An 18,014-nucleotide genomic window follows, 5' to 3' on the forward strand; every position below is an offset into this window, starting at 1 on the left:
GTCGGCCCGGGCCGCGTCGGCCGAGGCGGGGTCTACACCTCGGGTCGGGAGCTCGGGGACGGGCGGTCCCCCTTGCACAGCGCCCAGATCACGAATACGCCGATCGCGATGTTGATGAGTGCCCAGAGCGGCAGGTACGGCAGCCAGAGGAAGTTGACGATGATGATGAGGCCCGCCATCGCCACACCCACTGGGCGGGCCCAGCCCGCGTTCTTGAGGATGCCCACGCCGGTGACGGCCGCGATCACGCCGATGATCAGGTGGATCCAGCCCCAGGCGGTCAGGTTCCACTCGAAGACGTATCTGCCGATGACCGCGTAGACGTCACCCGACGCTATGCCTCCGATGCCGTTGAGGATGCCGAGGATGCCGTCCACGAGTAGCAGGACTCCGGCGAACATGGTGCTGCCGGCCGCCCATGCGCTGCCGGCACCGGGAGCGGGTGCGGGGGACTGGGTGGTGCCGGAAGAGGTCGATGCCTGTGACATGAGAGCTCCTTGGTCGGGATCAATCCGAGCCTGGGCGGGGGCCCGCCGCACGACCACGCGGGCGCGTCCATTCGGGTGAATTCCTGATACTCGCGTGACGGGTCGGGTACAGAGGCAGTGCGAACGCGCCGGCGGCGTTGACCCCCGAGACGGCGAGCACCAGCAGCGCGGCCGCGATGGCGAGACTCATCAACAGGCCCATCGCGCCGGAGAGTCCGTCCGGTGTACGGGCGAGCGGCGCGACTCCGGCGCCGGCGATCGCACATGCGAGGAGAGCGCACAGCATGGGGTCGAGGCCGGTCAGCAGGCCCACAGCGATCCCCAGCAGAGCCACGTGCATCATCGCGAAGCGCACGGGCATGATGTCGAGCCCGACGATCACCACACCGATGACCGGAAGCCCGACGGCGGCCAGCAGCAGGGCGATGCCGGCTCGTTGCACGGGTAGGAGTTGCAGCAGTTCGCCGAGACCGGCGGCGAGGTCGGCGGCGAGAGTCATCCGGCCTCCCGCAGCCGCCCGGCGGCCATTTCGAGCACCCGCTCACAGCGTTCGGCCAGCGCCCGGTCGTGGGTCACCACGACGAGGGTGGCGGGCAGCGACAGCAGTACGTCGGCCGCCTCTTCCTGACCGGCGAAGTCGAGCGCGGCGGTGGGCTCGTCGGCCAGCAGCACACCGGCCCCGGCGGCGACCGATCCAACGGCCCGCGCCAGATACATACGCTGCAACTGCCCGCCGGACAGGGTGTGCAGCGGCCGCCGGACCAACTGTCCCACGCCCAGCTTCTCCGCGGCCTCCGCCGCCTCCACGGGAGCTCCGCTGCTCGCCAGCAACTCCCCCGCCTGCAGCGGGAACCGCCCCGCCGCGGGCTTCTGCGGAATCCACGCACACGCCCGCCGCCGCCAGGCCCACTCGGCGGCGGTACGCGCCTGCCGCCCGCCGACCAGGATCTCGCCGTCCGCCGTGCGGTGCAGGCCGAGCAGGGCCCGCAGCAGCGTGGTCTTGCCGGATCCATTGGTGCCGGTCAGCGCCACGCGCTCACCGGCAGCGACATCGAGATCGACGCCGAGTACGGCATCCACGCGGCCGTGCCGACAGCCGACACGGCGCATCCGGACGTCCAGCCCGCCCATTCCACCTCCCAGGTCACGGGAGAGGAGTCGGACGACGGGGCCGGTCGGTTCCCGCGCTTTGCCTCGCGTTCGCGGGCCGGGCCGCCCAGGTCGGCCTCGGCCTCGTTGCAGCCGGGCACATTGGCGGCGCCGACGAAGCCGGTGGCCGGCTTGTCCACGAAGACGCCCCGCGACCGGAGGCCGCCGGTGCACCAAGGCCAACGCGCGCCGGGTCATACCCCGGCCCGCGCCACCAGCGCCGCCGCCCGCACCGTACTGCTGTCCCCGAACCGGGGGCCGAACTCGGCCCGCTCGCGCAGCGCCCGGCTGCGGCGGGTCCTCGACGCGGTGCGGCCCCGGCGCCACCGGACCCATGGCACGTCCCACCGCGTACGAGGTGTCCATACCGTAAGGGGGTATGTACGCAAGGCGAACCCCGGAGACCCCCGACGCCGTTCGGAAGAACAGCGCCAGGGCGGGGAACCGCGAGCGCAGCGCTCCGACCACGTCCGGTCAGGTCCGGCAGGTCCGGCCCGGGGTCGGCCGGGGTCGGCCGGCGATCACTGGCGGCGTACCCGGGGCGGGGCGATCATCGGGACATGAGCCCCACAATGCATCTCGCCCAGCAACCCGAGGCCGACGACCTGCTCGGCCGCAGTCCGCTCGCCGCCATCGTCGGCATGCTGCTCGACCAGCAGGTCCCCATGGAGTGGGCGTTCACCGGCCCGTACACCATCGCCCAGCGCATGGGCACCGACGATCTCGACGCCGCCCAGATCGCCGCGTACGACCCCGACGCCTTCGCCGAGCTGCTGCGGCAGAAGCCCGCCGTCCACCGCTATCCGGGGAGCATGGCCAAACGGGTGCAGCAGCTGTGCCAGTACCTGGTCGACCACTACGACGGCGACGCGAGCGCCGTCTGGCGCGATGTGGAGACCGGGGAGGAACTGCTGGAACGGCTGAAGGCGCTGCCCGGATTCGGCGAGCAGAAGGCGAAGATCTTCCTGGCCCTTCTGGGCAAGCAGTTCGGGGTGCGACCCACGGGCTGGCGCGAGGCGGCCGGGGGGTACGGCGAGGACGGCGCGCACCGCTCGGTCGCGGACATCACCGGACCCGAGTCGCTGGCCGAGGTTCGCGCGTACAAGCAGCAGAAGAGGAGCGCCGCCAAGGCGGCCAAGGACTCCTGACGACCCGCGGCACTCGCTCGGCGTGTTGAAGTGGATGGATCACGTCCTGGTGTCAATGCGATGAAATGCGCCGTGAGTTGAGGCACAACTGTTCACAGAACCCGCAGAGATCGCTAACTTCCCCTCAACCTCGTACACACCGGGAAGGATCTCTGTGAAGGCAACCCATCGCAGAGCCGTGGCCACCATGGCCGCCGCCGCACTCGCGACCCCGCTCCTGCTGGCATCCGCCTCCCCATCCGCCGCGCACCGCCACAACCCTGGCGAGCAGGCGGCGAAGGACGCGTCGAAGCTGGCCAGGAAGCTGGTCGACAGGTCGTCCGCCACGGACGCCTACAAGCACCTGCAGAAGTTCCAGCAGATAGCCGACACGACGGACGGCCACCGGGCCGCCGGCACGCTCGGGCACGACGCCTCCGCCGCGTACGTCTACCAGCAGCTGAAGAAGTCCGGCTACGACGTCTCGTACCACCAGTTCGACTTCATCTACACCGAGACCCAGGCCGAGAAGCTCTCGGTGCTCACGCCCACGCCTCGGGACGTCGAGATCAGGGCGATGACGTACACCAAGTCCACGCCGGTGGGCGGCATCAAGGCTGATCTGGCCGCGGTGCCCGAGGACGCGACGACCGGCTGTGAGGCCGCCGACTACGCGTCGGGGACCTTCACCGGCAAGGTCGCGCTGATCAAGCGCGGCGGCTGCACCTTCGGCGAGAAGCAGGCAGCCGCGGCAGCGGCGGGCGCGGCCGGCGCGGTCATCTACAACAACACCGACGGCGCGCTCTCCGGCACCCTCGGCGACCCGGCCACCGGCAAGATCCCGACCGGCGGCATCACCAAGGCGGAGGGCGACAAGCTCGTCGCCGACCTCGCCACGGGCCCGGTGAACATCTCCTTCGAGATCCGCCAGCTGCAGCAGAAGCGCGTCACCAACAACGTCATCGCGGAGACCCGCGGCGGCAACGCGGCCAACACCGTGATGCTCGGCGCGCACCTCGACTCGGTGACCGCGGGCCCCGGCATCAACGACAACGGCTCTGGCTCGGCCGGACTCCTCGAAGTCGCCCAGGAACTCGCCAAGTCCAAGTCGAAGCCCGCCAACAAGGTCCGCTTCGCCTGGTGGTCGGCGGAGGAGAACGGCCTGCTCGGCTCGGAGGCGTACGTCGCGCAGCTGAGCTCGCTCGGCAAGAAGGAGATCAAGCTCTACCTGAACTTCGACATGATCGCCTCGCCGAACTACGGACTCTTCGTCTACGACGGCGACGACTCGGACAAGGTGGGGGCGGGCCCCGGCCCGGTCGGCTCGGCCCAACTCGAGCGCGACATCAATGAGTTCCTCGACAAGCAGGGCAAGCCGCACGAGGGCACGGACTTCACGGGCCGCTCCGACTACGGCCCGTTCATCGAGGTCGGCATCCCCTCCGGCGGCACCTTCACGGGCGCGGAGGGCATCAAGACGGCGAAGCAGGCGGAGAGGTTCGGCGGTACGGCGGGCGTGGCGTACGACTCCTGCTACCACGCCAAGTGCGACACGATCAGCAACATCGACATGACGGCGTTCGCAGTCAACATCGGCGTCATCGCCAATGCGGTGGGTACGTACGCCCATGACCTGAGCTCGCTGCGCAAGCCGGTGGTCACGGTCCCGACGGACGGCGACGCGGGCAGCGGCGGCGGCCTGCACGACGGCCACGACCACGATGTGACCGAGTAACCGGAGCTCCACCCCCCTCGCATCAGCGTCCCCCGGGCCTCGTCCGGGGGACCCCCGAGTGGCTGAAAGTCAGCCCATCCGGTGATTGAGGACACTCCCCCTACGCCCCTGCGGGCGTAGGGGGAGTGCGCGTTCAGCCGGACCGCAGGGTGCGAGTCTGTCCGTTTTCTGCGCGGTCAGAGCCTGCTCAGTGACGCTCATGACAGCCCTCGGTACCGGGTTTGCGGGATTTTGTTCAGCATTACACCGACGCCACGTGGCTGCGCCGGGAGCCGCTTGCCCGGTAGGCTTTCCGTGTGATCTTCAAGCGCATCGGTAACGGGCGGCCGTATCCCGACCACGGCCGGGAAAGCACCCGGCAGTGGGCGGATGTCGCGCCGCGCCCGGTCCGCCTCGATCAGCTCGTGACCACCAAGGGCCAGCTCGATCTCGAAACGCTGCTCGCCGAGGACTCCACGTTCTACGGCGACCTCTTCGCGCATGTCGTGAAGTGGCAGGGCGACCTCTATCTCGAGGACGGTCTGCACCGCGCCGTACGCGCCGCGCTGCAACAGCGTCAGGTGCTGCACGCCCGCGTTCTCGAGCTGGGCTGAGCCCGGCCGCCACGGTCGCCGACTGATCCTTTCGGGCCCTTTCGGAACCGTACGGACGCACTCGGTTGATCATTTAGTAGGCATCGGCACCAGGCCGCACTACGCTGCGCCCATGAGCATGCTCACTCCCCCCGGCATGGGCGGAAAGTACCGCATCACGGGCGACAAGTACCCCCGAATGCGACGCCCGCGCAACCGCGGCAGGATCGTTGTGGCAGCAATTGCCGCGGTGGTCGCCCTCAGCCTGGCCGGGTGGGGAACGCTGCAGCTCATCGACGTCTTCACCGGCGACGGCGAGAAGACGTCCGCGGCCGTGCGCAAGACGGACTGCAAGCCCTCACCGAAGCAGTCCGCCGCGTCCGTACTGCCCGTGGCCCTCAAGCCGGGCCAGATCACGGTGAACGTCTACAACGCGACCCCCCGCGGCGGCCTCGCCAAGGCGGCCGCCGACGAGCTGAAGAAGCGCGGCTTCACCATCGGCAAGGTGGGCAATGCCCCGGCGGAGTACGACAAGAAGATCCCCGGCTCCGGGATGCTGCTGGGCGCGCCGGCGGCCACCAACGGCCCCTTCTCGGTGCTCGGCACCCAGCTGAAGGGCGCCACGACCAAGATCGACGCCCGCACGACCGATGACGTCGACCTGCTCCTCGGCACGGCCTTCAAGGCCCTGGACACGAAGAAGGACGCCGACACGGCCCTGGCCACCCTGGCCAACCCCGCGCCCGCGCCCTCCAGGAAATGCTGAACTAGTCGGCCATGCCGTACATCCGGTCGCCCGCGTCGCCGAGCCCCGGCACGATGTAGCCCTGGTCGTTGAGCCGCTCGTCGACCGAGGCTGTGACGACCGTGACCGGGGCGCCCGCCAGCTCGCGCTCCATCACCTCGACGCCCTCCGGCGCCGTCAGCAGCACCACAGCGGTCACATCGTCCGCGCCGCGCTTGATCAGCTCCCGGATCGCCGCCACGAGCGTGCCGCCGGTGGCCAGCATCGGGTCCAGGACGTACACCTGGCGGCCCGAGAGGTCCTCCGGCATGCGGGTGGCGTACGTCGACGCCTCGAGGGTCTCCTCGTTGCGGATCATCCCGAGGAAGCCCACCTCGGCGGTCGGCAGCAGCCGCACCATGCCGTCGAGCATGCCCAGGCCCGCCCGCAGGATCGGCACGACCAGCGGGCGCGGGTGCGAGAGCTTCACGCCCGTGGTCCTGGTGACCGGGGTCTCGATGTCCACCTGCTCGGTGCGCACATCCCTGGTGGCCTCGTACGCGAGCAGGGTGACCAGCTCGTCGGCGAGCCGCCGGAAGGTCGGGGAGTCGGTGCGCTTGTCGCGCAGTGTGGTGAGTTTGTGCGCCACCAACGGGTGGTCGACGACATGGATCCGCATGGCGCCCACAGTAGCCGGGGTCGCATCAAGCGAGGGTCCGGAGGGAAGGTGGTGAGAGTACCCCCAGGCCGCAGGCCGAGGGGGAGTACGGAGCCAGCCGTGGGGTGGTGTGTGGCCGATGCGGGAGCCAGATCCTGAGCAGTACGACATGGAAACCGAGAGCGACGCGGAGCGCAGGCGGCGACGCGCCCAGTTCCTCCGCGAACTCGGCGAGGCCAAAGAACTGCGCGACCGCGTCCAGCCACGGCGGGCCCGAGCGGCCCGGATGCGCTGGCAGATGCGCATGCGGACCTTCCGCTGGTAACCGGTTCTGGTGAGAACTGATGGCCGACGCAACGACGGAAGACCTCTCGCATCGGCCTGGTTTCTGCCACGATTCCGAGTGGGCGGGGCACAGAGCATTTGCGCCGCCGGTCGTCACACCTCTGATCAGTGGGAGAGTCACGGTGTACTTCGCCGCACTGCTCGCGCGCACTCAAGACGGGTGGGAAGCGAGCGACACAGAGCTCGACGATGTGGAGACCCTGTCGGATCTGACCGACCTGGCCCGCGAGGCCTCGGTGGACGAGGACACGGTGCTCGTCTACATCGAGCAGGAAGACGCTTGGTTCGGGATCGTGCGGGTCGAGGGCGAGGAGGATCCTCGTATCTTCGTCTCGGACGCGGCCGCGGCCGCACGTTCCTCGTACGGAGAAATCCTCACCAATGAACTGCTCGGCGGGGAGGATGACGACCCGGCCGACGATCTCGACACGCTGGACCTCGACGGCACGGAGGACGGAGAGCCGGACGAGGACGACGAGGAGGGCGAGGCCGCCCCGGTCGGCGAGCTGGTGCCCGCCGGACCGGTCGGCGACCGCTACATCCTCACGGACCTGGGACTGTCGGAGAAGGAGCTGCTGGTGCTGGACACGGACGCCCTGGCGGAGATCGCTGACTCGCTGGGCGCGGCCGAGGTGCTGGAGACCGTCCGCTAGTGGCTCCGGCTCCCCCACCCCCTCCCGCAGGCGATCCGGTACGTGATCCGTGGGAGGCGCCGATGCGTCTCGCCCTGGCGGAGGCGGAGCGCGCGGGGCTGTCCGGCGATGTGCCGGTCGGCGCCGTCGTGCTGGCCAGGGACGGCACGCTGCTCGCCGCCGGGCACAACGAACGCGAGGCGACCGGCGATCCGACGGCGCACGCCGAGGTGCTGGCGATCCGCAGGGCCGCCGCCGCCCTCGGCGACTGGCGGCTGAGCGGCTGCACGCTCGTCGTGACGCTGGAGCCGTGCACGATGTGCGCGGGCGCGATCGTGCAGTCCCGGGTGGACCGGGTGGTCTACGGCGCACGCGACGAGAAGGCGGGCGCGGCCGGCTCGCTCTGGGACGTCATACGGGACCGCCGGCTGAACCACCGGCCCGAGGTGATCCTCGGCGTGCTGGAGCAGGAGTGCGCCATGCGACTGACGGACTTCTTCCGCGAGCGCTGACCGACGGGTCCCCGATACGGATTTCAGAGCACGGCCCACCTTGGGCTAAGCTCTCTCCCGGTAGCGTGTCCGAGCGGCCGAAGGAGCTCGCCTCGAAAGCGAGTGTGGCGCAAGTCACCGAGGGTTCAAATCCCTCCGCTACCGCTCTTGTCGAAGGGATCCCGGTGCATCGCACCGGGATCCCTTCGTCTTTGGCCCGTGCCGCCCGCCAGCCCGTGCCGCCCGCCAGCCCGTGCGGCCCGCCAGTAAGGGCCGCTGCCTCGCCCGTTAGACTCACGCGACGCGCGGCCAGGGGCTGCAGAGGCCACAGCGATCGCAGGGGAGGCAGGGGCTCATGGTGCAAACGAAGAAGATAGCTCTCTACGTCGTCGTCGTCTTCGTGCTGTACACGATCATCACCTCCCCGGCCAAGGCCGCCGACCTGGTCCAGATAGGGTTCGAGGGCATTTCGAGCGCCGCGCAGAGCGTCGGAGAGTTCATGACCGAGCTCGTCAACTAGGAGTCCCCTTGATCCGCCATCTGGTCCTCCTCAAGCTCAACGAGGGCGTCGAGCGCGACGAGCCGCGCGTCCTCGCCGGTGCGCAGGCCTTCCGGGACCTGGATGGCGTGGTACCCGAGCTGGAGTTCTGGGAGTGCGGGTGGAACATCACCGACCGGCCGATCGCCTATGACTTCGCCATCAACTCCGCCGTCGCCGACCGCGAAGCGCTGAACCGGTACATCGAGCATCCGGCCCATCAGGCGGCCGCCGGACGGTGGCGCGAGTTCGCCACGTGGGTGATCGCCGACTACGAGTTCTGAGCCCCTGTCTTTCCTGGCCCCTCGCCACTCTGGCGAGGGGTTCTTTGAGGTTTAAATCCCAACTTACCGTCAACACGGCGTTATCAGGTGCTTGCACACAGTGGACATGTCTTGTGATGCTATGACCGCTTTTGACCGATGAGTTGACCGTAGTTGACCGCAAAGGGGTCGCGTGACAGTGCCGGCCAGTACTGCGCCTCAGGTGCCACCCCAGAACGAGCGGCCCGACGACCCCCCGGCCACCGCCGGGAAGCCCCAGAGCAGGGGCGCGGACACCCGGGCGCTGACCCAGGTGCTCTTCGGCGAGCTCAAGGGACTCGAACCGGGCACCCCGGAGCACACCCGGGTCCGCGGGGCGCTGATCGAGGCGAACCTGCCGCTGGTGCGGTACGCCGCGGCCCGCTTCCGCAGCCGCAATGAGCCGATGGAGGACGTCGTCCAGGTCGGCACGATCGGGCTCATCAACGCCATCGACCGCTTCGACCCGGACCGCGGGGTGCAGTTCCCGACCTTCGCGATGCCCACCGTGGTCGGCGAGATCAAGCGGTACTTCCGCGACAACGTGCGGACCGTGCATGTGCCACGCCGGCTGCACGAGCTGTGGGTGCAGGTGAACGGCGCGACCGAGGATCTGACGACGGCTCACGGCCGTACACCCACGACCGCCGAGATCGCCGAGCGGCTGAAGATCGGCGAGGACGAGGTACTGGCCTGCATCGAGGCCGGGCGCTCGTACCACGCGACCTCGCTGGAGGCCGCCCAGGAGGGCGACGGGCTGCCCGGGCTGCTCGACCGGCTCGGCTACGAGGATCCCGCGCTGGCCGGCGTCGAGCACCGCGATCTCGTACGCCATCTCCTCGTACAACTGCCCGAGCGGGAGCAGCGGATCCTGATGCTGCGCTACTACAGCAATCTGACGCAGTCGCAGATCAGCCAGGAACTGGGCGTCTCCCAGATGCATGTGTCCAGACTGCTTGCCAGAAGCTTTGCCCGGCTGCGATCCGCAAACAGGATCGAGGCGTAGCTGAAACGGGTAGACCAGATCAAGACCCTGCTCGGACACCCAAAAGCCGCACACCCCACGTTTCCTGCACAGATTCACCCGCCAGTTGTCGACATGTCACTACAGCGTGTTGCCGACATGTGACATTCTGCCGGAAGCGCGTTTGCCGCAGCCTCGCCTCCGGTATTCAGGTGGAGGCTGCGTTCCTCCGATGGTCGTGGCCATCGCGACCGTCCGCGACCTCAAGGGGGTGGCATGTCCTCAGAACAGGGCAGCTCCAAGGTGCTCACGCTCACGAAGAGCGTTCCCGCACCCGTCGTGCCTGACAGCTCGGAAGCCATCGACACCCGCACCCTGTCCCGCTCCCTGTTCCTGCGGCTGCGCACGCTGGACGCCGAGAGCGCAGCGGGCGCGGACAGCACCCCGGAGCGCACCTATGTGCGCGACACCCTCATCGAGCTCAATCTCCCCCTCGTGCGGTACGCCGCGGCTCGCTTCCGCAGCCGCAACGAACCGATGGAGGACATCGTCCAGGTCGGCACCATCGGCCTGATCAAGGCGATCGACCGGTTCGACTGCGAACGGGGCGTGGAATTCCCTACGTTCGCGATGCCGACGGTCGTCGGCGAGATCAAGCGCTTCTTCCGCGACACCTCGTGGTCGGTGCGGGTGCCGCGCCGGCTCCAGGAGCTGCGGCTCGCGCTGACCAAGGCGAGCGACGAGCTGGCGCAGAAGCTGGACCGCTCCCCGACCGTTCCCGAACTGGCCGCGGTGCTCGGAGTGTCGGAGGAGGACGTGGTCGACGGCCTCGCCGTCGGCAACGCGTACACCGCCTCCTCGCTGGACTCGCCCTCGCCCGAGGACGACGGCGGCGAAGGCTCGCTGGCGGACCGGCTCGGGTACGAGGACTCGGCGCTCGAGGGCGTGGAGTACCGCGAGTCGCTCAAGCCCCTGCTGGCCAAACTCCCGCCCCGTGAGCGGCAGATCATCATGCTGCGCTTCTTCGCGAACATGACCCAGTCGCAGATCGGCGAGGAGGTCGGCATCTCGCAGATGCATGTCTCGCGGCTGCTGACCCGTACGCTCGCGCAGCTGCGCGAAGGCCTGATCGCCGACTGAACCCGGCTGAACCCCCATCTTCGCGGGTTCCTTATTGACGGTGCGTCAGACAGACTGACGCGATGCGACGACGTCATGGAGCAGCTCTCGCAGCGGTCGCGCTCTGCCTCGGCGGGGCGCTGACCGCCTGCGGGAGCGGTGGCGGCGACGGTTATGTGGCGGTCGGCGCCGCCGGGTCCGGGCCCGACGAGGCGCCCACCGCCGCCGTGCCGCCGAAGGGCAAAGTCGTACTGGTGCCGCTGGACGGCGCCGTGCCGTCCGGTGACTCGGAGGGGAAGACGCCGGAGGAGAAGCCGGGGAAGCCGGGCGGTCAGGAGCTGCCCGCCGTCCCGGGCGGCGGCACGGATGGTGCCAGGGGCGGCGCCGCAAGCCCGGACGGTAGCGGCAGCAGCCCGGGCGGAGCCTTGGGCGGTACGGGAAGTACGGGCGGCTCCGGCGGAGCAGGTGGCTCGGGCCCTCCCGCCACCCCCACCCCGCCCGGTACACCGCCGAAGCCGACCCCGACCCCGGCGGGACCCGCCGTACTCACGCTCGGCGAACCGGTCCGCTCAGCCCTGGACAAGCGCTGGTGCGAGAAGGTGACGGTTCAGTTCCGCAACACCGGCGGCTCACCGGTGAACTCGGGCACTGTCACCTTCGCGACGCACATCATCGGCGCACTCGGGATCGACTGGGCGACCGTCGAGTCGGCTCAGCCGCTGCCCGCGCCGATCGCCGCGGGAGCGTTGAGAAAACAGGCGTACACCGTGTGCGTGGACGCCTGGCGGGTGCCGCTGGGCATGCATATCGAGACCCAGAGCGTCACCGCCGTATGGAAATGACCCAACGGACGGTGACCGGGCAGAAGGTGACTCGGCCGGAGTGATCAGCCGAGCGCGAGCCAGGCCACCACGCCGAGGATCACGACGGCCGCGATGACGCCGACGATCAGCCCGACGCGCGAGGACGACTGTGAAGGAGCCGCCGCCTGGCGGCTATGCGGCGCGCCCTCGTCGACGAAGGCGCGGAACATCTGGGTGCTGCCCGCCGGGTCGTAGTTGCCCTCGGGGCCCTGACCTTGGGGAGCGTGGGGGTTGTGTGCCATGGGGCAGGACACTAGCGAACCCAGGTGGCCGGCCCAACCCCGGGCGGGTAGCAGATATCTCCCCGTGCGGGCCATGACCGGCGGCATGCGAAGCCTTTGGTGTTCCTTTACTACTGCAAGCCCGTTTTCGTTTGCCTGTAGCAACCATCGGCTTCTATGGTTGCCCTAAGCAACAAGATAGCGGGAGGGTACTGCGCCATGGCCGCACACAGTCAGTACGCGGAGCTGGCCCGCCAGCTCAGCGCCATCGGCGCCGTGAAGCGCGGCATCGCGCGGATCCTGCCCTTCGAGTGCCCGTCCGGCACGGCCACCGTGCTCTCCCTGCTGGACCGGCACGGCGGGATGCGGATGAGCCGGCTCGCCGAACTTCTCGCCGTCGACATGTCGGTGACCAGCCGGCATGTCGCCCACGCCGCCGAACGCGGCTGGATCGAACGGTCCCCCGACCCGGGCGACAAGCGCTCCCGCATCCTGCGGCTGACCCCCGCGGGCCTGGACATGCTCGACCAGCTCGCCCAGCGAACCACCGACATGTTCGCCCGCCACCTCCAGGACTGGTCCGACGACGAGGTCGGACAGCTCATCGCGATGCTCACCAGGCTGCGCGAGTCCTTCGGCGACTGCCGGGCCCACGCCCCCCGTAGACCCGCATGACACGACGTAAGACAAGGAACTCAATGGCTACGACCACACCAGCCGGTGTGCGGGGCGGCCACGCCAAGCACGGAGGGCCCTCCTCCGCCGACGGCGCGCCGATGACCCACCGGCAGATCATGGAGGCGTTGTCCGGGCTGCTGCTCGGCATGTTCGTCGCCATCCTGTCGTCCACGATCGTCTCCAACGCCCTGCCGGAGATCATCACCGACCTCGGCGGCGGCCAGAGCGCCTACACCTGGGTGGTTGTGGCCTCGCTCCTCGCGATGACCGCGACCACCCCGCTGTGGGGCAAGCTCGCCGACCTCTTCTCCAAGAAGCTGCTGGTCCAGATAGCCCTGGTGATCTATGTCCTGGGCTCGGTGGTCGCCGGGCTCTCGCAGAGCGCCGCCATGCTGATCGCCTGCCGCGTCGTCCAGGGCATCGGCGTCGGCGGTCTCTCCGCCCTCGCGCAGATCGTGATGGCCGCGATGATCGCCCCGCGCGAGCGCGGCCGCTACAGCGGCTACCTCGGCGCGACCTTCGCCGTCGCCACCGTCGGCGGCCCGCTGCTCGGCGGCGTCATCACCGACACCGAGTGGCTCGGCTGGCGCTGGTGCTTCTACGTCGGCGTGCCCTTCGCGATGATCGCGCTGATCGTGCTGCAGAAGACCCTGAAGCTGCCGGTGGTGAAGAGGCAGGTCAAGGTCGACTGGGCGGGCGCGTTCTTCATCAGCGCCGCGGTCTCGCTACTGCTGGTCTGGGTGACCTTCGCCGGTGACAAGTACGACTGGATCTCCTGGCAGACGTACGCCATGGTCGGCGGCTCGGTCTTCATCGGCGCGCTCTTCCTGCTCGTGGAGTCGAAGGCGAGCGAGCCGATCATCCCGCTGCGGCTGTTCCGCAACCGCACCATCACGCTGGCCTCGCTGGCGTCGCTCTTCGTCGGCGTCGCGATGTTCGCGGGCACGGTCTTCTTCAGCCAGTACTTCCAGCTGGCGCGCGACAAGTCGCCGACGATGTCCGGGGTCATGACCATTCCGATGATCGGCGGGCTGTTCGTCTCGTCGACCGTCTCGGGCCAGATCATCACCAAGACGGGCCGCTGGAAGGCGTGGCTGGTCAGCGGCGGCGTGCTGCTGACGGCGGGCCTCGGTCTCCTCGGCACCATTCGGTACGACACCGAGTACTGGCACATCGCGGTCTTCATGGCCGTCATGGGTCTCGGCCTCGGCATGATGATGCAGAACCTGGTGCTGTGCACGCAGAACCAGGTCGCTCCACAAGACCTCGGCTCGGCCAGTTCGGTCGTCACCTTCTTCCGTTCGCTGGGCGGCGCGGTCGGCGTCTCCGCGCTGGGCGCGGTCATGTCCAACCGGGTCACGCACTACGTCAAGGACGGGCTCGCCGAACTCGGCCCGCGGGGCGCGGCGCTGGGCCACGGCGGCACGGGCAGCGGGGGCATCCCCGACCTGGACAAGCTGCCGGCTCCGATCCGTACCGTGATGGAGAGCGCGTACGGGCACGGGGTCGGCGACATCTTCCTGTACTCGGCGCCGTTCGCGCTGCTGGCCTTCCTGGTGACGCTGTTCATCAAGGAGGTCGCGCTGAAGAGCAGCAAGGCGCCGGAGACGTCGGAGAACTCGCCGGCTCCGGCCGCCGTCGAGAACATGGCGGCCGTCGAAGCGGCTGTCCTCCCCGCCGGGGTCGGCACGCCGGTACGCGGTGTGGTGCGCGGATTCGAGGGCGCGGCGGTGCCCGGGGCCGCGGTCACCCTGATCTCGCCGGCCGGGCGGCAGCTCGGCCGCTCGGTCGCCCAGCCGGACGGCAGTTACGCACTGGACGCGCCCGGCACGGGTTCGTATGTGCTGATCGCCTCCGCCGACGGCTTCCAGCCTCAGGCGTCCACAGTGGTCGTCGGCGACGAACCGCTGGAGTACGACATCCTCCTCGTCGGCACCAGCGGACTCACCGGGACCGTGCGTGCCGCTGATGGCGGGTCTCCGGTCGAGGGCGCGATGGTGATCGTCACAGATGTCCGCGGCGACGTGCTGGCCGCCGGGAAGAGCGCGGAGCAGGGCGAGTTCGCCTTCGGCGAGCTGGTGCCCGGGTCGGTCACCGTCGCGGTGAACGCCGTCGGCCACCGGCCGCTGGCGCTGCCGGTGGAGATCGGCGGTCAGGGCGTGACCCGAATCGAGGTCGCCTTGCGGGCGGGCGCCCTGGTCCAGGGTGTCGTGCGGTCAGGCACAAGCCACCGTCCGCTGTCCGACGCCCGGGTGACCCTGGTGAACACCGCGGGGAACGTGGTCGCCACCGCGACGACCGGGGACGACGGGGCGTACACCTTCGCCGACCTGGACGCGGGAGAGTACACGGTCATCGCGACCGGGTACCCGCCGGTGGCGGGCGCGCTGACCGTGGCCGGCCGGGGGGTCGACGGCCACGACATCGAACTCGGCCACCCCGGCGAGTAGTTGAGCACTCGGAGCCGCCTGTGATCGCAGGCGGCTCCGGGCCGGGGCTGCGGGCAGGGAACGGCTTGGCGCCCCCCGAGTCTTTCGGCAAGGAGAAAACGGGATGGGACTTCGCGCACAGGTACGGACGCGGGACGGCTGGGCAGTCCGGCACGCGGTCGTGACCGTGACCGACATGAGCGGCGCGCAGGTGCTGCGGGTGACGGCCGACGGGGACGGTGCGGTGAGCACGGGCACCGACCTGGCCCCCGGGCCGTACACGGTGATAGTGACAGCAATGGGTTACGCGCCCGCCGCGGCCACCGCGCTGGTGACGGCGAGCGGCCGCGCCGAGGTCGGCACGGTGGTCCTGGCCCGCCAGGGCGGCTCGGAACTGCCACCGCCCGGCACGTGGTCGCTGGACCCGGCACACTCCTCGGTGGGCGCCGTCGCGCAACACCTGGGGATCTCCAGCGTGTACGGCCGCTTCACGGACTTCGGCGGCCGCATCGACATCGCGCCGGACCTTTCACGGTCCCGCGTCGACGCGGTGATCCGGGCGGCGTCCGTCGACACGGGCAACGGCCTGCGCGACAAGCACCTGAAGTCGCCGGACTTCCTGGACGTGGAGCGGTACCCCGAGATCACCTACCGCAGCCACGGCCTGACCCCGTCGGGCCCGGACCGCTGGACGGTCCACGGCTCGCTCTCCCTGCACGGCGTCGTACGCGACGTCGACCTGGAACTCGCCTACCTGGGCACCGGGCCGGACCCCTGGGGCGGGGTGCGGGCCGCTTTCCGCGCGACCACCGAGCTGCGTCGCGAGGACTTCGCGATGCACTACAACCAGGTGGTGCAGGCGGGCATCTCGGCGATCGGCACGACGCTGAGGGTGGAGCTGGCCGTCCAGGCGGTCCAGGGTGAGGCCCTGCCGACGGCCTGAGGATTAGGCTGCCGCACATGGCACCCAACATCGCCACCAACACCACGGTGGACCTGGACGAGTTGCTGGAGTTCGTACGCCCCAGGCACCGGGCGATCCTACTGACGACCCGCGCGGACGGCACCCCGCAGGGCTCCCCGCTGACCTGCGGGGTCGACGACTCGGGCCGGATCGTGATCTCCACATACCCGGAACGCGCGAAGACCCGGAACGCGCAGCGGAACCCGCAGGTCAGCGTGATTGTCCTGTCTGACGACTGGGATGGGCCGTGGGTCCAGGTGGACGGCACGGCGGAGGTGATCGACTCGCCGGAGTCGGTAGAGCCGCTGGTGGAGTACTTCCGGAACATCGCGGGGGAGCATCCGGACTGGGACGAGTACCGCGAGGCGATGGTGAAGCAGGAGAAGTCGATCATCCGGGTGACGCCGACGAGGTGGGGGCCGATCGCGAAGGGGGGGTTCCCGGCGAGACTGAGCGAAGGCTGACGCGGGGGCCTGACGGCTCCGGACGCGGGCTTGCGGCTCCGCGCGGGGGTGCCTCGGCCTCCCGCGCGGAGGGATACCCGGGGCGCGGGCCGGGACTCATCCCCCACCCCGCCCTCCCCCTACGGCGTGGCGACCGTGGGAGGTACCCCCATCCCGAAGCTGGAGGCAAGCCCCCACCCTGCGAGGGAAAAAGGACGTGGGGGCTGACGCCCCCACACCCCCGACGCTCCGGCGGCTCCGCCGCGGAGCCAGCAAAGCCTGGTGGCCCCGCACGCGGCAGCTTCGCACCACCCAGAACGTGCGGGCCAGGTCACCCCGGCGGCTGCGCCCCCGAGAGGAACTGACGGAATGCGATGACCCGCGGAAACGTGGCTCGAAATGTGCGGAGATCCCAAGTTGAAACGTGAAGGTCCCCGGTAAGCATTTCAGTTGGCCGGTTGAGCATCACTGTTGGCCATGTCGTCTGACCTGGACGAATGCCTCATCACCGTAATGGCGCCGAGCGTCGCGGTCGCTGACAGGTCGGCAGCGGCCCGGCAGCTGCTCCTAAGGGCGTGATCGCACTCGCGTTCAGTCCTGGCGCGGCCGGCCGGCCGCGGCCGCCTCTTTCCTGACCCGAGCTCGGTCAAGGGCCCACGCGCTCAGGCCCACCAGTACGGCCGCCCCGGCCGCGTAGACCGGCAGCCACTGGGTCGTAGTGGCTGAAAGGCAGTCGGAAACGGCGGCTTTGCTCTGGGTTTCCTGCGCGTGAGTCATGGCGACACCGTCGCGCCCAGCCAGGTTGGCCAGTGCGGCCTCCGCGTGGATGCCCTCGTACTTGCCCAGCTCAGGACACGCGCTGCGGGTGCCTGGCATCGGGAACAGCCACGCCCAGCGCTGCAGCGCCGGGGCCAAGGTGATCGCTACGCACAGGCCGACGACCAGCGAGTACGCAGTCAGATTCCGCATGTACGCAGATAGGGCGCCAGGCATCCATGTCGGCAGTCGGTAAAAGGTGAAGATCAGCGCAAGAAGCGTCACCCCGACGTATGTGGCGAACCATTGCCAGGAACCCTGCGCGAGCGCGGCTGTGAGAACGGCGGCGAGCGCAATGCCGATGACCCCCGGCTGACTGCCGGCGGTTGCCGATTTCCCGGCTCCTTGAAGACTGGGGTCGTCCACGGTCTCTCCCGCATGGCTCGGAGGCCTCCAGCATCCGGTCACCTCGTGCCGTCGGCCCGGCACCATGCCGACCGGCTCGGAAATCCCGCTCGGTTGGCCGGGGCCGCAAGCCGGGCGCTGCCGCCGAGGGACTGACGAAGCCCGCGGCGCTCTCTCACCCGCCACGACTGGGAACTGGCCCACATCACTCCGGGCGCTGCGCCGCGGGGCCCACGAAAGCGGGAGCCAGCAACCCGCACCTACCCCTCGGGGTGACGGGGTCTGTGGCCTGCCGCCGGGGAGGGGCCGTGCAGGGTCGTCCCCGCAGGGGATCGGCGGCCGGACCCAGTGACCAATACGAACCCCGTTTCGCCGCCGACCCCGAGGAGTCGAGCCCGGAGGGGCCCCGGA

General features: G+C 69.7%; 23 protein-coding genes, 1 tRNA gene and 1 pseudogene. 17 read left to right on the plus strand and 8 right to left on the minus strand.

The annotated features are described in order from the left end of the window. Window positions 1-32: 32 nt before the first annotated feature. The 5 genes and pseudogenes from J7E87_RS10725 to J7E87_RS10745 all read right to left on the minus strand — a co-directional run bounded on the left by J7E87_RS10725 (window position 33) and on the right by J7E87_RS10745 (window position 1,978). Entirely contained in the window at window positions 33-488 is a 456-nt protein-coding gene (locus J7E87_RS10725; RefSeq protein ID WP_215092447.1) for a hypothetical protein, read from the minus strand. Between the two features lie 115 nt (window positions 489-603). Continuing rightward, a pseudogene (locus J7E87_RS10730) lies at window positions 604-987 on the minus strand (metal ABC transporter permease); the annotation flags it as partial. Continuing rightward, window positions 984-1,619, minus strand: coding sequence for an ATP-binding cassette domain-containing protein (locus tag J7E87_RS10735; protein WP_215092449.1), 636 nt, complete (start codon window positions 1,617-1,619; stop codon window positions 984-986). The gene J7E87_RS10735 and the pseudogene J7E87_RS10730, both read right to left, overlap by 4 nt. Then, the gene (locus J7E87_RS10740; RefSeq protein ID WP_215092451.1) at window positions 1,511-1,777 is read right to left on the minus strand and encodes a hypothetical protein; all 267 of its coding nucleotides are present in this window, start codon (window positions 1,775-1,777) and stop codon (window positions 1,511-1,513) included. The genes J7E87_RS10735 and J7E87_RS10740 overlap by 109 nt, the downstream gene beginning before the upstream one ends. 54 nt (window positions 1,778-1,831) lie before the next feature. Then, a complete protein-coding gene (locus J7E87_RS10745; RefSeq protein WP_215092452.1) occupies window positions 1,832-1,978 on the minus strand; it encodes a hypothetical protein in 147 nt (48 codons plus the stop codon). A 219-nt stretch (window positions 1,979-2,197) separates the two neighbouring features. Between J7E87_RS10745 and J7E87_RS10750 the strand changes: the two genes are divergently transcribed. The 4 genes from J7E87_RS10750 to J7E87_RS10765 all read left to right on the plus strand — a co-directional run bounded on the left by J7E87_RS10750 (window position 2,198) and on the right by J7E87_RS10765 (window position 5,837). Next, window positions 2,198-2,785, plus strand: a complete 588-nt coding sequence (locus J7E87_RS10750) for an HhH-GPD-type base excision DNA repair protein (protein WP_215092454.1) — start codon at window positions 2,198-2,200, stop codon at window positions 2,783-2,785. A gap of 187 nt (window positions 2,786-2,972) precedes the next feature. Next, window positions 2,973-4,499 carry a M28 family metallopeptidase gene (locus tag J7E87_RS10755; RefSeq protein WP_251017263.1) on the plus strand — a complete coding sequence of 509 codons (1,527 nt, stop codon included), beginning with the start codon at window positions 2,973-2,975 and terminating at the stop codon, window positions 4,497-4,499. Window positions 4,500-4,795: 296 nt separating this feature from the next. Further along, complete coding sequence (locus tag J7E87_RS10760) at window positions 4,796-5,092, plus strand: type II toxin-antitoxin system VapB family antitoxin (RefSeq protein ID WP_003955420.1); 297 nt, start codon at window positions 4,796-4,798, stop codon at window positions 5,090-5,092. A 112-nt stretch (window positions 5,093-5,204) separates the two neighbouring features. Continuing rightward, window positions 5,205-5,837, plus strand: coding sequence for a LytR C-terminal domain-containing protein (locus J7E87_RS10765; RefSeq protein ID WP_215092456.1), 633 nt, complete (start codon window positions 5,205-5,207; stop codon window positions 5,835-5,837). Between the two features lies 1 nt (window position 5,838). Here the strand turns inward: J7E87_RS10765 and upp are convergent, their stop codons facing one another. After that, the gene (upp, locus tag J7E87_RS10770) at window positions 5,839-6,474 is read right to left on the minus strand and encodes a uracil phosphoribosyltransferase (protein ID WP_215092464.1); all 636 of its coding nucleotides are present in this window, start codon (window positions 6,472-6,474) and stop codon (window positions 5,839-5,841) included. A gap of 118 nt (window positions 6,475-6,592) precedes the next feature. On the opposite strand from upp, the gene J7E87_RS10775 reads away from it, so the two are divergent. From J7E87_RS10775 to J7E87_RS10815, 9 genes are all read left to right on the plus strand, one after another. Further along, window positions 6,593-6,778 carry a hypothetical protein gene (locus tag J7E87_RS10775; RefSeq protein ID WP_215092465.1) on the plus strand — a complete coding sequence of 62 codons (186 nt, stop codon included), beginning with the start codon at window positions 6,593-6,595 and terminating at the stop codon, window positions 6,776-6,778. Window positions 6,779-6,920: 142 nt separating this feature from the next. Continuing rightward, window positions 6,921-7,451 (plus strand): hypothetical protein, encoded by a 531-nt coding sequence (locus J7E87_RS10780; protein ID WP_215092467.1) that lies wholly within the window; start codon window positions 6,921-6,923, stop codon window positions 7,449-7,451. A gap of 62 nt (window positions 7,452-7,513) precedes the next feature. Next, window positions 7,514-7,942 (plus strand): tRNA adenosine(34) deaminase TadA, encoded by a 429-nt coding sequence (gene tadA / locus J7E87_RS10785; RefSeq protein ID WP_215092469.1) that lies wholly within the window; start codon window positions 7,514-7,516, stop codon window positions 7,940-7,942. Window positions 7,943-8,001: 59 nt separating this feature from the next. Next, window positions 8,002-8,086, plus strand: a tRNA-Ser gene (locus tag J7E87_RS10790). A gap of 190 nt (window positions 8,087-8,276) precedes the next feature. Then, a complete protein-coding gene (locus tag J7E87_RS10795) occupies window positions 8,277-8,441 on the plus strand; it encodes a hypothetical protein (RefSeq protein ID WP_215092471.1) in 165 nt (54 codons plus the stop codon). 8 nt (window positions 8,442-8,449) lie between these two features. Continuing rightward, complete coding sequence (locus J7E87_RS10800) at window positions 8,450-8,743, plus strand: Dabb family protein (protein ID WP_215092473.1); 294 nt, start codon at window positions 8,450-8,452, stop codon at window positions 8,741-8,743. 178 nt (window positions 8,744-8,921) lie between these two features. Further along, window positions 8,922-9,767, plus strand: a complete 846-nt coding sequence (locus J7E87_RS10805) for an RNA polymerase sigma factor SigF (protein WP_215092475.1) — start codon at window positions 8,922-8,924, stop codon at window positions 9,765-9,767. A gap of 234 nt (window positions 9,768-10,001) precedes the next feature. Continuing rightward, window positions 10,002-10,865: an RNA polymerase sigma factor SigF gene (locus J7E87_RS10810; protein WP_215092477.1), complete on the plus strand. Its 864-nt coding sequence runs from the start codon at window positions 10,002-10,004 to the stop codon at window positions 10,863-10,865. Window positions 10,866-10,927: 62 nt separating this feature from the next. Beyond that, complete coding sequence (locus J7E87_RS10815) at window positions 10,928-11,686, plus strand: hypothetical protein (RefSeq protein WP_215092479.1); 759 nt, start codon at window positions 10,928-10,930, stop codon at window positions 11,684-11,686. Window positions 11,687-11,730: 44 nt separating this feature from the next. Here J7E87_RS10815 and J7E87_RS10820 read toward each other — a convergent pair whose 3' ends face one another. Continuing rightward, window positions 11,731-11,949 (minus strand): hypothetical protein, encoded by a 219-nt coding sequence (locus tag J7E87_RS10820; RefSeq protein ID WP_215092481.1) that lies wholly within the window; start codon window positions 11,947-11,949, stop codon window positions 11,731-11,733. A 198-nt stretch (window positions 11,950-12,147) separates the two neighbouring features. On the opposite strand from J7E87_RS10820, the gene J7E87_RS10825 reads away from it, so the two are divergent. From J7E87_RS10825 to J7E87_RS10840, 4 genes are all read left to right on the plus strand, one after another. Then, window positions 12,148-12,603: a MarR family winged helix-turn-helix transcriptional regulator gene (locus J7E87_RS10825; protein ID WP_215092483.1), complete on the plus strand. Its 456-nt coding sequence runs from the start codon at window positions 12,148-12,150 to the stop codon at window positions 12,601-12,603. Window positions 12,604-12,626: 23 nt separating this feature from the next. After that, on the plus strand, window positions 12,627-15,056 hold the full coding sequence (locus J7E87_RS10830) for an MFS transporter (RefSeq protein ID WP_215092485.1): 2,430 nt from the start codon (window positions 12,627-12,629) through the stop codon (window positions 15,054-15,056). A 103-nt stretch (window positions 15,057-15,159) separates the two neighbouring features. Further along, window positions 15,160-15,978, plus strand: coding sequence for a YceI family protein (locus J7E87_RS10835; RefSeq protein ID WP_215092487.1), 819 nt, complete (start codon window positions 15,160-15,162; stop codon window positions 15,976-15,978). Window positions 15,979-15,995: 17 nt separating this feature from the next. After that, a complete protein-coding gene (locus tag J7E87_RS10840) occupies window positions 15,996-16,463 on the plus strand; it encodes a PPOX class F420-dependent oxidoreductase (protein ID WP_215092489.1) in 468 nt (155 codons plus the stop codon). Between the two features lie 570 nt (window positions 16,464-17,033). On the opposite strand, the gene J7E87_RS10845 is transcribed toward J7E87_RS10840, so the two are convergent. Continuing rightward, a complete protein-coding gene (locus tag J7E87_RS10845) occupies window positions 17,034-17,624 on the minus strand; it encodes a hypothetical protein (protein ID WP_215092491.1) in 591 nt (196 codons plus the stop codon). Between the last annotated feature and the right edge of the window lie 390 nt (window positions 17,625-18,014).

Source organism: Streptomyces sp. ISL-1, assembly GCF_018614585.1.
GTDB classification, from domain to species: domain Bacteria; phylum Actinomycetota; class Actinomycetes; order Streptomycetales; family Streptomycetaceae; genus Streptomyces; species Streptomyces maoxianensis.